We start from the raw sequence: 14,596 nt of genomic DNA on the forward strand, positions 1-14,596 counted from the left end.
GGCCCTAGCCTGCGTCGGTAACCGCCCCGCGCCGGGGCTGCCGGCGCGCCGGCAGCCCCGGCGAGAGCGCCGCGAAACGACAGCAGGGGAACGAGAGATGACCAGCATCAAGCGACGCGCCTTTCTGGGAGCGGCCGCAACCGGCCTCGGCGCGGCAGCGGCCGCGGGCCTGGCGGCCCCGGCGATCGCCCAGGACCGCCGCCGGTGGACGATGGTGACGGCCTGGCCGAAGAACCTGCCCGGCCCCGGCGTCGCCGCGCAGATGCTCGCCGACCGCATCACCGCGCTTTCGGGCGGCCGCATCGAGGTGCAGCTCCATGCCGCCGGCGAGCTGGTGCCGGGCAACGGCGTCTTCGACGCGGTCTCGGAAGGCACCGCCCAGCTCTATCACGCGGTCCCGGCCTACTGGGGCTCCAAGTCCAAGGGCATCCTGCTGTTCGGCTCCCAGCCCTTCGGCCTGCGCGCCGACGAGCAGGTCGGCTGGCTCGCCCACGGCGGCGGCCAGGCGCTCTACGACGAGATGTACGGCCGCTTCAACCTGAAGCCCTTCCTGTGCGGCAACTCGGGCCCGCAGTGGGCCGGCTGGTTCCGCAACGAGATCCGCACGGTCGACGACCTCAAGGGCCTGCGCTTCCGCACCACCGGCCTCGCCTCGGAGATGTGCTCGCGGCTCGGCATGGCGGTCCAGGCGATGGGCGGGCGCGACATGTTCCAGGCGCTGCAGTCCGGCGCGCTCGACGCCGGGGAGTTCATCGGGCCCTGGACCGACAGCGCCCTCGGCTTCTACCAGGTTGCCAAAAACTACTACTGGCCCGGCGTCGGCGAGCCCTCCTCGGCGGAAGAGTGCGCGGTCAACAAGGCCGCCTACGAGGAGCTGCCCGACGACCTCAAGCAGGCCGTCGCCTACGCCTGCGAGTCGCTCTACAACCCGGTCTGGACCGAGTACACGACCAAGCACGCCCAGGCCCTGCAGCAGCTCGTCGCCGACCAGGGCGTGCAGGTGAGGCGCCTGCCCGACGAGGTCCTGGTGGCCATGGGCAACGCCGCCGGAGAGGTCATGAGCGAGCTGCGCGAGAACGACGACGAGCTGGTCAGGCGCATCGTCGAGTCCTTCCTGACCTACCGCCGCTCGATCGCCGACTACATGGTCTACGCCGACAACGGCCAGATGAACGCCCGCGCCCTCGACTACAGCTATCCCGGCTGAGGCAGGTCCCTGACGGAGCCCGGTCCCCCCCCCCCCCCGGGGGGGGGGGGCCCCGGGGCTCCGGGGCGAGACGCAGGTGGAAGTCTGGATCGGGCGACTGGACGGCATCAACCGCGCGGTCGGCAGCGCGGTGCGCTGGCTCGCCCTGCTGATGGTCCTGCTCCAGTTCGCCGTCGTGCTGCTGCGCTACGTCTTCGGCGTCAGCTTCATCTTCCTGGGCGAGGGCGTACTCTACCTGCACGCCGCCCTGTTCATGCTGGGCGCGGGCTACACCCTGCTGGTCGACGGCCATGTCCGCGTCGACATCTTCTACGGCCGGCTGTCGGCCAGGGGCCGGCGCCTGATCGACCTCGGCGGCGCCCTGTTCTTCCTGCTGCCCTCGATGATCGCCGTGCTGGTCTTCTCCTGGCCCTCGGTGCGCAACGCCTGGGCCGTCCTGGAGGGCGCGATCTCGGTCGGCGGCATTCCGGCCGCCTTCCTGCTCAAGTCGCTGATTCCCGCCTTCTGCCTCCTGCTGATCGTCCAGGGCCTGGCCTGCGCCCTGCGCGACATGCTGCGCCTTCAACGCGGCGAGGATCCCGAGACGCCGCGCCCCGAGGGGCCGCTGCTGTGAGCCATCGGCCGTGAGCGAGTGGCTCGACCTGCTGATGTTCGGGGCGCTGATCGGCGCGATCCTGCTCGGCTACCCGGTGGCCTTCACGATCGCCGGCGTCGCCGTGCTCTTCGCCGGCCTCGGCTGGGCGCTCGGCAACTTCGACCCCAATCTGCTCGGCGCGCTCGGCCAGCGCTTCTTCGGCGTGCTGACCAACGACGTGCTGATCGCCATCCCGCTCTTCGTGTTCATGGGCGTGATGCTGGAGAAGAGCCGGATCGCCGAGGATCTGCTCGAGACCATGGGGCGGCTGTTCGGCGCCTGGCGCGGCGGCCTGGCGATCTCGGTCGTGCTGGTCGGCGCGCTGCTCGCCGCCTCGACGGGCATCGTCGGCGCGACCGTGGTCGCCATGGGGCTGATCGCCCTGCCGACCATGCTGCGCCACGGCTACGACCCCAGGCTCGCCTCGGGGCTCGTCTGCACCGCCGGCACGCTCGGGCAGATCATCCCGCCCTCGACGCTGCTGATCATCCTCTCGGACGTCATGTCCAACGCCTTCCAGCAGGCGCAGTTCAGGCAGGGCAAGTTCACCGTCGAGACGATCTCCGTCGGCCAGACCTTCGCCGCCGCCCTGCTGCCCGGCCTGACCCTGGTCGGGCTCTACCTGCTCTACCTGGTGCTGACCGCCTGGCTGGTGCCACGCGCCGCCCCGGCGATCCGCGACGAGCAGCCGCTGCCCTCGACGGGGCGGGTGCTGCGCACCGTGCTGCCGCCCTGCCTGCTGATCGTCGCGGTGCTGGGCTCGATCCTCGGCGGCGTCGCGACCCCCAGCGAGTCGGCGGCGGTCGGCGCCGTCGGCGCACTGCTGCTCGCCGGCGCCCGGCTCGCCGAACCGGCGCGCGGCGAGAGCGCCCGCTGGGTGGTGGCTGGCGCCGTCGCGCTCGGTGCCGTCGCGGTGCTCGCCGGAGTCCACCCCTTGCGCCTGCAGCGCCAGGACACCGACCTCCTCGACTGGCTGGCCGCCGCCGCGGCGCTGGGGCTGATCCTGGTCGCCCTGGCCGGCATCGCGCAGTCGCTGCAGCGGGTGCGGCGCGCCGGCATCCTCGGCCCCGTCACGACGTCGACGACGGTCGTGGTCTCGATGATCTTCGCGACGATCCTGACCGCCAGCCTGTTCTCCCTGGTGTTCCGCGGCCTCGGCGGCGACCAGCACGTCGAGCAGATTGTCGCGGCCATGCCCGGCGGGCCCCAGGGCGCGCTGCTGTTCGTCATGGCACTGGTCTTCGTGCTTGGGTTCTTCCTCGATTTCGTCGAGATCTCGGTGATCCTGCTGCCGCTGGTCGTGCCGGCGCTGATCCTGATGGGCCACGATCCGATCTGGCTGTCGGTGCTGATCGCGGTCAACCTGCAGACCAGCTTCCTGACGCCGCCCTTCGGCTTCTCGCTGTTCTACCTGCGCGGCGCCGCGCCCAAGGAGATCTCGACCGCGCAGATCTATGCGGGCGTGATCCCCTTCATCCTGCTGCAGGTGATCGCCATGCTGGTCATCTGGTTCCTGCCGGGGATCGCGACGGCCCTGCCGCGCTGGCTCTACTGATGCCGCTCTACCTCGCCTGGCTCGGCGCCGAGGCCGAAATCCGTCCAGCCCTGGCTGCGGGAGAGGCGGTCGCCGCCCTGGAGCCGCGCCTCTACCTGATCGACTCGGCGCGCACGCAGTCGCGCCTCTACCACGCGATCAAGCGGGAACTGCCGCGCGACACGCCGCTCCTGGTCGCGGCGCTGGCGGGCGAGCCGAAGTTCAAGGGCATGGCGGCCGGCTCGCTCAAGTGGCTGCGCAGCCGCGCGAGCGGCTGAGGACGACCGTCACCTCGCCTCCTCGTCAGGCAGCGGGCAGCGGATCGCGCACTCCAGGCCGTCGCGATGGAAGATAAGCTCGCAGCTGCCGCCGATCATGAAGGGCAGGCCTTCCTCGATCATCGCCGACCCCAGGCCCCGGCGCTCCGGCCGGCCCTCGAGGGGGACGCCGGTTTCGCGCCAACGGATCAGCAGCACGGCGCCGTCTTCCGAAGGCTCCTTGGTCCAGCTGACCTCGAGCCGGCCGCCGTCGCGGCCGAGGGCGCCGTGCTTGCCGGCGTTCGTGGCGAGCTCGTGGAAGCCCATGCTCAGCGCCTGGACGATCCTCGGCGGCAGCGACGTCGAGGGTCCCTCGAGGGTGACTCGGCCACCTTCCCCGGCGCCGAGTGCCTCCAGCTCCTGGCTCAGCAGGCGGCGGATGCCGATTCCCTCCTCGGTCTCCTCCGTCAGCAGACGCTGGGTGCGGGTCAGCGCGGCCAGCCTGGCATCGAAGGCCGTGGCGAATTGGTCGAGGCTCGAGCTGGTGGCGCGGGTGCGCGCCGCGACGGCGCGGATGTTGGCCAGCATGTTCAGCACGCGGTGGCGCAGCTCGCTCAGCAGGATCTCGTTGCGCGCCGCCGTCTCGCCGAGAGAGCAGCTGGTGCGCAGTCGCCCGATCGCCGCGGCCAGCAGGTTCGCGTAGTTCTGCAGGAAGGCGACGTCGTCTTCGTCGAACCGGCGCCGGCGCGGCGCGTCGACCTCGAGCACGCCCCAGGGCGTCTCCCCCTTGATGACCACGTTGATCATGCTCTTGACGCCGTGCTCGCGCAGGACCTGGGGGATCGTGAAGCGGGTCTCGCTGGCGACGTCGTTCGAGATGACCGGCTCGTCCATCAGCAGGGCGCCCCCGGGGGAGTGCTCGTGTGCCGAGAAGGTGACCTGGCCCACGACTCCCGGCCGCCAGTTCACGCCGGCGCGCACCAGCATCGTATCGCCGTCGGGAAGCAGCTCGAGCACCTTTACGAGCTCGACGTCGAGGGCCTCCGAGACCAGCTCCGTCGCCTCCGCGAGCAGGGAGTCCAGGTCGTCAGAGCGCAGGGCGTGCCCGCCGAAGCGGGACAGGGCCGACAGCTGCCGTCGCAGCCTCTCGGCATCCGACTCCTCGCCACGTGCACTCTCGTCTGCCATCCAATTCCTGCCTGACGCTGCGTGCCCACGGCTGATCCGCCGCCGCGCCACGGTGCGCTGCGGTGTGCCCGCGCGCATCCTATCGCTGCCCCTTCGAACGACGCCTTTCCGGCATTTGTTCCGCCGGGCCCTAGGCGCACTTGCCACTGCAGGCGGCGAAGCAACCGGTGGCTTCTGCCGGCGCGAGCACGGCCACACGCGCGACCGCGTCCGGGAACAAACCTGGACCGCTGCGCCAGAATCGGCCTAGCCTGCGGTCCTTCGAACCCTGTCCGCGTTATCCACCTTTGTCCCCGTGATTCTTATCGGGCAAGCGGACGCCGGGGCGACTAGGGTGGCCGCCATGAACGCCCAAGCCAACGTCTGCGCAACGCCATGAGCTCCTCCCTCGCCGCCGTCGCCCGCAGCGACGAAACCGAGTTCGGCTCCCGCCTGCCTCCGGCCAACGCCGAGGCCGAGCAGGCCCTGCTGGCCGCCGTCCTCGCCAACAACCTGGCCTATGAGAAAGTCAGCGACTTCCTGCTCGCCGAGCACTTCGTCGATCCCGCCCACGGCCGCATCTATGAGGCCTGCGGCACGCTGATCGAGCGCGGCCAGCTGGCGACCGCCGTGACGCTGAAGAACAAGTTCGACCAGGACGGCGACCTCGCCGAGGTCGGCGGCTCGCAGTACCTGGCCGAGCTGGCCGCGAACTACGTCAACATCGTGGACGTGCGCCACTACGGCCGCATCGTCTACGACCTGTACCTGCGCCGCCAGCTGATCGACCTCGGCGAGGACGTCGTCAACGAGGCCTACCGGCACGACCTGGAGCTGGGCGCCAGCGAGCAGATCGAGCTGGCCGAAGAGCGGCTCTACCGCCTCGCCGAGACCGGCCAGACCGAAGGCGGCCTCAAGGAGTTCCGCGTCGCGCTGCGCGACGCCATCGAGCTGACCGAGGCCGCCTACAAGCGCGACGGCAAGATCGCGGGCGTGGCGACCGGCTTCAAGGACCTGGACGCCCTGCTCGGCGGCCTGCACAGCTCCGACCTGCTGATCCTCGCCGGGCGCCCCTCCATGGGCAAAACCTCGCTGGCCACCAACATCGCCTTCAAGGTCGCGGCCACCAAGCGCCTGGAGCAGGCCCCCGACGGCGGCGAGATCGAGACGGCGGAGACGGTCGCCTTCTTCTCCCTCGAAATGTCGGCCGAACAGCTTGCGAGCCGGATCCTGTCGGAGCAGAGCGAAGTGCGCTCCGACGCGCTCAGGCGCGGCGACATTTCCCGCGAGGAGTTCGAGAAGGTCGTCGACGTCAGTCGGCGACTGGCCTCGATCCGGCTCTACATCGACGACACGCCGGCGATCTCCATCTCGGCGATGCGCACCCGGGCGCGCCGCCTGAAGCGGCAGCAGGGCCTGTCGCTGATCGTCGTCGACTACCTTCAGCTGATGTCGCCGCCGGGCGGCAGCCGCGCGGAGAACCGCGTCAACGAGGTCTCGGAGATCACCCGCGGCCTCAAGGCGATCGCCAAGGAGCTCAACGTGCCGGTACTGGCACTCTCGCAGCTGAGCCGCGCCGTCGAGCAGCGCGAGGACAAGCGCCCGCAGCTGTCCGACCTGCGCGAATCCGGCTCGATCGAGCAGGACTCCGACGTCGTCATGTTCGTGTTCCGCGAGCAGTACTACCTGGAGCGGGCCGAGCCGCAGCGCCGCGAGAACGAGGGCGACGACAAGTACCAGGAGCGCTACAGCCACTGGCAGCGGCGTTGCGAGGAGGTCTATGGGCTGGGCGAGGTGATCGTCGCGAAGCAGCGCCACGGACCGATCGGCACGCGGCGCCTGACCTTCGACGGCAACACCACGCGCTTCGGCGACTACATTCCGGAAGACCATCTTCCGGATATCCGCTGACGGCCGGATGTCCGCTGACGGCCGGATGTCCGCTGACGGAATGCCCGCTGGCGACGATACCGCGAGCGGTCCCCCCGAGCGCCTCGCCGGCGGGCTGCTGACCGTCGACCTGGCGGCGGTCAAGGCCAACTACCGGTGCCTGCTGGCCGAGGGCGCGGGCACGCCGGTGGCCGCCGTGGTCAAGGCCGACGCCTACGGCCTGGGCGCGGCGCGCGTGGCCCCCGCCTTGTGGGAGGCCGGCGCAAGGATCTTCTTCGTCGCGCTGCCCGAGGAGGCACTGGTGCTGCGCCGGGTGCTGCCGGAGGCGGCCGAGGTCTACGTGCTGGGCGGGCTGTTCGGCGCGGGCGCGGAGCGCGACTATCTCGCCGCCGGCATCCGGCCGGTGCTGAACTCCCTGGAGGAACTGCGGCGCTGGCGCAGGCTCGCCGTAGCGGAGAACCGCACCCTGCCGGCCTGCCTGCATGTCGATACCGGCATGAACCGCCTCGGCCTGCCGCCCGAGGAGCTGGCAGTCCTGTCCGACGAGCCGCAGCGCCTGTCCGGCGTCCGGATCGCCTACCTGATCAGCCACCTGGCCTGCGGCGACCGCCCCGACGACGCGAACAACCAAGGCCAGCTCCGGGCTTTCCTGGCGGCGCGTGCGAGCCTGCCGCCGATGGCGGCCTCGCTCGCCAATTCGCCCGGCAGCTTCCTCGGCGCGGGCTTCCACTTCGACCTGCTGCGCCCGGGGGCGGCGCTCTACGGCGTCAACCCGACTCCCGGAAGCCCCAACCCCATGGCGCAAGTCGTTCGTTTGCAAGGAAGAATCCTACAGGTTCGGGTTGTTGACCCTCCCATGGGCGTCGGATACGGTGCGGCGTTCCGCGCCGGGCGTCGCACGATCGTCGCAACCGTCGGCCTGGGCTATGCCGACGGCTACCTGCGGTCGCTGTCGGGACGGGCCAAGGCCTGGGTGCAGACCGGGGCCGCGGGGGGAAAGGAAGGCATGGCCGTCGCCGTGCCGCTCGTGGGCCGGGTATCGATGGATCTGATCACGCTCGACCTCACCGACCTCGCCGAGCCGCCGTCGGTCGGCGGCTTCGTCGACCTGCTCGGGCCGGACCAGGACGTCGACGCGCTGGCCGAGGCCGCGGGCACGATCGGCTACGAGGTGCTGACCTCCCTGGGCCCCCGCTACCGGCGGCTATACCGGGATGCCTGAGCCCGTGGTGCCGGTCCTCCAGCCGCTCGGCCGAGCCTTCCTGGCCTTTCTCGCGGTCACCGGCCGGTTGACGCTGTTCGCCGGCCGGAGCCTGAGCCATTGCTTCCGCCCGCCCTTCTACGGTCGTCTGATCGGCCGCCAGGTGATGGAAATCGGCTACTACTCGCTGCCGGTCGTCGGGCTCACCGCGATCTTTACCGGCATGGTGCTGGCGCTCCAGAGCCATACCGGCTTCGCGCGCTTCTCGGCGGAAAGCGCGGTGCCCAACGTCGTCGTCGTCTCGATCACCCGCGAGCTCGGCCCGGTGCTGGCGAGCCTGATGGTGGCCGGGCGCATCGGCGCTGCAATGGCCGCCGAGATCGGCACGATGCGGGTTACAGAGCAGATCGACGCCCTGGTCACCCTCTCGACCCACCCCTTCAAATACCTGGTCGCGCCGCGCCTGATCGCGGGCATCCTGACCCTGCCGGTGCTGGTCCTGGTCGCCGACATCATCGGCATCTTCGGCGGCTACCTGGTCTCGATCTACAAGCTCGGCTTCAACCCCACGACCTATATCAAGAACACCCTCGACTTCCTGACCTTCGAGGACGTCTTCTCTGGCCTGGTCAAGGCCGCCGTCTTCGGCTTCATCATCACGCTGATGGGTTGCTACCACGGCTACAACTCGAAGGGCGGCGCCCAGGGCGTCGGCCAGGCGACGACGAACGCGGTGGTCTCCGCCTCGATCCTGATCCTGTCCTTCAACTACATCATCACCGAGCTGTTCTTCGCGCGATGAGCGTGGATCCGACAGCCCCCGGCCCCGGCATCCCGACAATCCGCGTGCGCGGCCTGAAGAAGGCCTTCGGCAGCAACCTGGTGCTGAACGGCGTCGACCTGGAGATCGCCGCCGGCGAGTCGCTGGTCGTGATCGGCGGCTCGGGCAGCGGCAAGTCGGTGCTGCTGAAGTGCATCCTCGGGCTGCTGCCGCCCGACGCCGGCTCGATTGAGGTCGACGGCGAGGAGACCGTCGGCCTGCCGGAGCGCGAGATGGACCGGGTGCGCCGCAAGTTCGGCATGCTGTTCCAGTCGGCGGCCCTGTTCGATTCCCTGCCGGTCTGGGAAAACGTCGCCTTCGGGCTGATCCAGGGCCGCGACATGAAGCGCGACGAGGCCCGCAAGCTGGCCGAGAAGCGCCTAGCCGACGTCGGTCTGGAGCCGGGCATCGGCCTGCTGTTCCCGGCGGAGCTGTCGGGCGGGATGCGCAAGCGCGTCGGCCTGGCCCGGGCGATCGCCACCGACCCCGAGATCATCTTCTTCGACGAGCCGACGACCGGCCTGGACCCGATCATGGGGCACATCATCGACAACCTGATCGCCAAGCTGACCAGCCGGCTCGGCGCGACCGGGCTGTCGATCACCCACGACATGGCGAGCGCGCGGCGCATCTCGACTCGGATGGCGATGCTGTACAAGGGACGGATCGTCTGGGCCGGCCCGACGGCGGACATCGACCGCTCGGGCAATCCCTACGTCGAGCAGTTCATCCACGGGTCCGCCGAGGGACCGATCGACATTCCCTTGCAGGACCACTTCGCCTAGCCCGACCATGCGCCTGGGACTCCGGCCGCGGCCGGGCGTCCGGCGGGCTTGTAGGCCGGGAGGGCCGAGACGCTGGCCAAGCCACGTTCCGAATATGTCTGCCAGAGCTGCGGCTCCGTGTTCCCGAAGTGGGCCGGGCGCTGCGAGGCCTGCGGCGCCTGGAACACCCTGGTCGAGGAGCTCTCCGGCGGCACCGGCACGCCCGGCGGCCTCGGTGCCCGGCCCAAGGCGCGCGGCAAGGGTCGGCGCGTCAGCTTCGTCGGGCTCAAGGGCGAGGGCGCGACGGTCGCGCGCTGGGTTTCCGGCATCGCCGAGTTCGACCGCGTGACGGGCGGCGGCCTGGTGCCCGGTTCGGCCGTGCTCGTCGGCGGCGATCCCGGCATCGGCAAGTCGACGCTGCTGCTGCAGGCGGCCGCCGCCCTGGCCTCGAACAGCGGGCGGCCCTGCGCCTACGTCTCGGGCGAGGAGGCGATCGATCAGGTCCGCCTGCGCGCCGAACGCCTCGGCGTCACCGACGCGCCGGTCGAGCTCGCCTCCGCCACCTCGGTGCGCGACCTGCTCGACGCCCTCGACCGGCCCGACGGCGAGGGGCCGGGCGTCGTCGTCATCGATTCGATCCAGACGATGTTCGTCGACACCCTGGAATCCGCGCCCGGCACCGTCGCCCAGGTCCGCGCCAGTGCCCAGGAGCTGATCCGGCTGGCCAAGGCGCGCGGCTTCGTGCTGCTTCTCGTCGGCCACGTCACCAAGGAGGGCATGATCGCCGGACCGAAGGTGCTGGAGCACATGGTCGATGCGGTGCTGACCTTCGAAGGCGAGCGCGGCCACCAGTTCCGGATCCTGCGCACGACCAAGAACCGCTTCGGCCCAACCGACGAGATCGGAGTCTTCGAGATGACCGAGCGCGGCCTGCTGGAGGTCGCCAATCCCTCGGCCCTGTTCCTCGCCGAGCGGCGCGGCGAGGTCTCCGGCGCCAGCGTCTTCGCCGGGCTGGAGGGGACGCGGCCGGTCCTGGTCGAGATCCAGGCGCTGGTGGCGCCCTCTTCGCTCGGCACCCCGCGGCGCGCCGTCGTCGGCTGGGATTCCGGCCGCCTCGCCATGGTGCTGGCCGTGCTCGAGGCGCGCTGCGGCCTGACCTTCGCCGGCCAGGACGTCTACCTGAACGTCGCCGGCGGCCTGCGCATCTCGGAACCCGCCGCCGACCTGGCGGTCGCCGCCGCGCTGGTGTCGGCCCTGGTCGACCGCCCGGTGCCGGCCGAGGCCGTGGTGTTCGGCGAGATCGGCCTGGCCGGCGAGGTGCGGGCCGTCAGCCAGGCCGACCAGCGCCTCAAGGAGGCCGCCAAGCTGGGCTTCGAGCGCGCCTTCATGCCGCCGCGCCGAGGCAAGGCCGGCAAGGCCGCCCCTGCGGAGGGCGCATTGGAGATCCTCGAGATCGGCCATTTGCAGGACCTCGTCGAGACCTTATCTACGGTTTCACCGGACGCGCCGATGCGGCGCCAAGCCTGACCCCCGGCCCGCACCTCGATGGATCTCCCCGTCAACGCCGCCGACGTCATCGTCATCGCCATCCTGCTGATCTCCGCCGGGCTCGCCTTCTTCCGCGGGCTGGTGCACGAGGCGCTGGCGATCGCCGCCTGGCTCGGCGCAGCCCTGGCGACGCTCTATTTCTTCCTGCCCGCCCAGGCGATCTCCCGCCAACTCATCGCCATCCTGCTGGTCGCCGACATCGTCGCCGGCGTCATCGTCTTCCTGCTCACCCTGATCGTCCTGACGGTGCTCTCGCGGATGATCTCGAAGCGCGTCCAGGACTCCAGCCTGGGTGCGCTCGACCGCTCGCTGGGCTTCGTCTTCGGACTGTTGCGCGGGGCCCTGGTCGTCTGCATCGCCTGGCTGGTGCTGAACTGGCTGTTGCCGCCCGCCGAGCACCCCGACTGGATTCGCGAAGCGCGTTCGCGGCCTCTCGTCGAGTCCGGCGCGGAGGCGCTGCGCGCCCTGGCCCCCGATTCCCTGGGATGGAACATACCGCCGGCGACCGTGCCCGACGCGGCGAGGCCGGCCGAGGGCCCCAGCGACGTTCCGGCGCAGCCCCGAACCCAGGGCAACGAGGCTGCAATGGATCCGCCAACCGGCTATAAGGATGGCCCGCGGCGGCAGATGCAGCAGCTATTCGACTCGGTCGGCCGAGACGAAGCCACCGGAAGCAGGCAATGATCACCACCAATCCCCTCGACGACGACAAGCTGCACGAGGAGTGCGGCGTCTTCGGCATCTACGGCGTCCCCGACGCCGCGACCCTGACTGCGCTGGGCCTACACGCCCTCCAGCACCGGGGTCAGGAGGCGGCCGGCCTGGTCTGCTTCGACGGCCAGCAGTTCCACGCGCACCGCGCGCTCGGCCTGGTCAGCGAGGTCTTCGCCGACGAGCGCGAGACGGCGCGCCTCAAGGGCTACAGCGCGATCGGCCACAACCGCTACGCCACGACCGGCGGCACCGTCCTGCGCAACGTCCAGCCGCTGTTCGCCGAGCTCGAGTTCGGCGGCTTCGCCCTGGCCCACAACGGCAACCTGACCAACGCCCACGCGCTGCGCCGCGACCTCGTGCGCCGCGGCTCGCTGTTCCAGTCGACCATGGACACCGAGGTGATCATCCACTTGGTCGCGACCTCCCGCTCGGCCAGCGTCGCCGACCGGCTGGTCGAGAGCCTGCGCCAGGTCGAGGGCGCCTACTCCCTGGTCGCGCTGACCCACGAGGGGGTGATCGGCGTGCGCGACCCCCTGGGCGTGCGGCCGCTGATCCTCGGCCGCCTCGGCGAGGGCTACATCCTGACCTCGGAGAGCTGCGCGCTGGACATCATCGGCGCCGAGTTCCTGCGCGACGTCGACCCCGGCGAGATGGTCATCCTCTCTGAAGCCGGCGTGACCTCGCGGCGCATCGCCCCGGCGGTGCCGCAGCGGCACTGCATCTTCGAGTACATCTACTTCGCCCGCCCGGACTCGGTGATCGAGGGTCGCTCGGTCTATTCGGCGCGCCAGATGATCGGCGCGGAGCTGGCGCGCGAGAGCGGCGTGCCCGTCGACGTCGTCGTGCCGGTGCCCGATTCCGGCGTGCCGGCCGCGCTCGGCTATGCCGCGGCCGCCGGCATTCCCTTCGAGTTCGGCATCATTCGCAACCACTACGTCGGCCGCACCTTCATCCAGCCGACCCAGCAGATCCGCGACCTGGGCGTGCGCCGCAAGCACAACGCCAACCGCCCCAAGCTGGCCGGCAAGCGGGTCGTCCTGGTCGACGATTCGATCGTGCGCGGCACGACCTCGCGCAAGATCGTCGAGATGGTCCGCTCGGCCGGCGCGACCGAGGTGCACATGCGCATCGCGGCACCGCCGACCACCCACTCCTGCTTCTACGGCGTCGACACCCCGGAGCGCGAGGAGCTGCTCGCCTCCAAGCTGACCGTCGAGGAGATGGCCCGCTACATCGGCGTCGATAGCCTCGCCTTCGTCTCGCTCGACGGCCTCTACCGGGCGATGGGCGAGCCGGGCCGCGACCCGACGCACCCGCGGTTCTGCGACGCCTGCTTCACCGGCGACTACCCGACCCGCCTGACCGACCGCGAGGGCAAGGTCACCAAGCAGCTGTCGCTGCTCGCGGAAGTCTAGCCTGGGGTTAGCCCGAGGCAGGCGCCCGGCGTCGAGGCCAACGGGGGGAGGCCGCGCGACATGATCGGACGCATCGTGAACGGCGTCTTCGGAGCGGGCGGCGGCGCCCTGCTCAGCCAGTTCCCGGCCTTCTTCGCCCAGTACCGCCAGCAGCTCGCCGGCCGGCTGGCGCAGGCGCGCGCCGACCTCTCCCGGGTCACCGAGGAGGCCGCCGCGCTCGGGTTGTCGCCCGAGCAGTACCTGGACCGCGCCGAGGCCGAGGGCGGCCAGTTCACGCGGGTGCTGGTCGAGGGCGCGCGCCAGACCCTCGAGGCGCTGGAGCGCCTGCAGGCGGCCTACCAGGCCTTCGCGACCGCGACGCCGCTCGGCCGGCCGGTCGTCTTCGCCCGTCACGTCGACCAGGAGATCCTCGATTCGACCGCCGCCCACTTCCAGCCGGCCGTGCCGCTGACGCCCGAGGGCCTGGTCTACGCCGGCACCGGCCTGCTGGCCGGCGTCGCCCTGCTCGCCCTGCTGGAACGGCTCGGCCTGCTGTCGCTGCGCGCGACCGGGCTGCGGCGCCCCAGACCCAAGACGACCAGATCCAAGACGAACGGAGGACTCGGTGCCCGTTGACAACCCTGAGATCGGCGGCCCGGCGCCGAGCGGCGCCGCCGTTAACGGACCGACCGCCGAGGAGCGGCGCGTGGTCCTCGTGACGGGCGCCTCGCGCGGCCTCGGCCGAGCCCTGGCCCGCGCGCTCGCCGCGGAGGGCGCGCACTGCGTCCTGACCGCGCGCACGGTGGGCGCCCTGGAGGAGCTCGACGACGAGATCGTCGCGGCCGGCGGCAGCAAGCCGACGCTGGTGCCGCTCGACCTGCGCGACGGCGAGCGGATCGACCAGCTCGGCGCGGCGCTGCACCAGCGCTTTGGACGGCTCGACGGCCTGGCCGCCTGCGCCGGCGTCATCGGCCGCCTCTCGCCCGTCGGCCACCTGCCGCCGAAGGTCTGGGACGAGGTCTTCGCGGTCAACACCACGGCGAACTATCGCCTGCTGCGCAGCCTCGACCCACTGCTGCGCCTCTCGCCGGCGGGCCGCGCGCTCTTCATCACCGACGTGCGCGCGCAGCAGACCACTGCCTACTGGTCGCTCTACGCCGGCAGCAAGGCGGCTCTGGAGGTGCTGGTGCGCGCCTATGCCGAGGAGGTCCGCCGCTTCGGCGTCAAGGCCAACCTCGCCTGCCCGCCGCCGATGGCCACGGCCCTGCGCCGCCAGGCCTTCCCGGGCGAGGAAGCGGCGAAGCTGGCCAATCCCGAAGCAGTCGCGGCCAAGCTGCTGCCGCTGCTGTCGGCCGACTGCCAGCGCAGCGGCGAGGTCGTGGAGCTGGCGGTCTGACGGTGGTTGCGTTTCCACGCCCCTCGACAAGCTTCTGTAATCGGGTGCAAGCAAGAAAGCATCCTTGGGG

Annotated in this window: 14 protein-coding genes; 13 read left to right on the plus strand and 1 reads right to left on the minus strand. The window is 71.0% G+C overall.

What is annotated here, in order from left to right; all coding sequences use genetic code 11:
• Positions 1-97: 97 nt before the first annotated feature.
• The 4 genes from WD341_RS05395 to WD341_RS05410 all read left to right on the plus strand — a co-directional run bounded on the left by WD341_RS05395 (position 98) and on the right by WD341_RS05410 (position 3,653).
• Positions 98-1,207, plus strand: coding sequence for a TRAP transporter substrate-binding protein (locus WD341_RS05395; RefSeq protein WP_368424409.1), 1,110 nt, complete (start codon positions 98-100; stop codon positions 1,205-1,207).
• A 76-nt stretch (positions 1,208-1,283) separates the two neighbouring features.
• On the plus strand, positions 1,284-1,820 hold the full coding sequence (locus WD341_RS05400) for a TRAP transporter small permease subunit (protein WP_368424410.1): 537 nt from the start codon (positions 1,284-1,286) through the stop codon (positions 1,818-1,820).
• Between the two features lie 10 nt (positions 1,821-1,830).
• The gene (locus WD341_RS05405; RefSeq protein WP_368424411.1) at positions 1,831-3,396 is read left to right on the plus strand and encodes a TRAP transporter large permease subunit; all 1,566 of its coding nucleotides are present in this window, start codon (positions 1,831-1,833) and stop codon (positions 3,394-3,396) included.
• Positions 3,396-3,653, plus strand: a complete 258-nt coding sequence (locus WD341_RS05410) for a hypothetical protein (RefSeq protein WP_368424412.1) — start codon at positions 3,396-3,398, stop codon at positions 3,651-3,653. The genes WD341_RS05405 and WD341_RS05410 overlap by 1 nt, the downstream gene beginning before the upstream one ends.
• A 9-nt stretch (positions 3,654-3,662) precedes the next feature.
• Here WD341_RS05410 and WD341_RS05415 read toward each other — a convergent pair whose 3' ends face one another.
• Positions 3,663-4,820 carry an HWE histidine kinase domain-containing protein gene (locus WD341_RS05415; RefSeq protein WP_368424413.1) on the minus strand — a complete coding sequence of 386 codons (1,158 nt, stop codon included), beginning with the start codon at positions 4,818-4,820 and terminating at the stop codon, positions 3,663-3,665.
• A 375-nt stretch (positions 4,821-5,195) separates the two neighbouring features.
• On the opposite strand from WD341_RS05415, the gene WD341_RS05420 reads away from it, so the two are divergent.
• The 9 genes from WD341_RS05420 (at position 5,196) to WD341_RS05460 (ending at position 14,526) form a co-directional block, all read left to right on the plus strand.
• A complete protein-coding gene (locus WD341_RS05420; RefSeq protein WP_368424414.1) occupies positions 5,196-6,710 on the plus strand; it encodes a replicative DNA helicase in 1,515 nt (504 codons plus the stop codon).
• Positions 6,711-6,750: 40 nt separating this feature from the next.
• The gene (gene alr, locus WD341_RS05425) at positions 6,751-7,911 is read left to right on the plus strand and encodes an alanine racemase (protein ID WP_368424415.1); all 1,161 of its coding nucleotides are present in this window, start codon (positions 6,751-6,753) and stop codon (positions 7,909-7,911) included.
• A complete protein-coding gene (locus tag WD341_RS05430) occupies positions 7,904-8,692 on the plus strand; it encodes an MlaE family ABC transporter permease (protein ID WP_368424416.1) in 789 nt (262 codons plus the stop codon). The genes alr and WD341_RS05430 overlap by 8 nt, the downstream gene beginning before the upstream one ends.
• Before the next feature lie 2 nt (positions 8,693-8,694).
• Positions 8,695-9,495: an ABC transporter ATP-binding protein gene (locus WD341_RS05435; protein ID WP_368424417.1), complete on the plus strand. Its 801-nt coding sequence runs from the start codon at positions 8,695-8,697 to the stop codon at positions 9,493-9,495.
• 72 nt (positions 9,496-9,567) lie between these two features.
• Complete coding sequence (gene radA, locus WD341_RS05440; protein ID WP_368424422.1) at positions 9,568-11,001, plus strand: DNA repair protein RadA; 1,434 nt, start codon at positions 9,568-9,570, stop codon at positions 10,999-11,001.
• Positions 11,002-11,019: 18 nt separating this feature from the next.
• The gene (locus tag WD341_RS05445) at positions 11,020-11,706 is read left to right on the plus strand and encodes a CvpA family protein (RefSeq protein WP_368424418.1); all 687 of its coding nucleotides are present in this window, start codon (positions 11,020-11,022) and stop codon (positions 11,704-11,706) included.
• Positions 11,703-13,151, plus strand: coding sequence for an amidophosphoribosyltransferase (purF, locus tag WD341_RS05450; RefSeq protein ID WP_368424419.1), 1,449 nt, complete (start codon positions 11,703-11,705; stop codon positions 13,149-13,151). The genes WD341_RS05445 and purF overlap by 4 nt, the downstream gene beginning before the upstream one ends.
• A 60-nt stretch (positions 13,152-13,211) precedes the next feature.
• Positions 13,212-13,766, plus strand: a complete 555-nt coding sequence (locus tag WD341_RS05455) for a DUF2937 family protein (RefSeq protein ID WP_368424420.1) — start codon at positions 13,212-13,214, stop codon at positions 13,764-13,766.
• A complete protein-coding gene (locus WD341_RS05460) occupies positions 13,756-14,526 on the plus strand; it encodes an SDR family NAD(P)-dependent oxidoreductase (RefSeq protein ID WP_368424421.1) in 771 nt (256 codons plus the stop codon). The genes WD341_RS05455 and WD341_RS05460 overlap by 11 nt, the downstream gene beginning before the upstream one ends.
• Positions 14,527-14,596 lie beyond the last annotated feature (70 nt).

Origin of the sequence: Tistlia sp. (genome assembly GCF_040905785.1) — a bacterium.
Lineage (GTDB): Bacteria > Pseudomonadota > Alphaproteobacteria > Kiloniellales > DSM-21159 > Tistlia.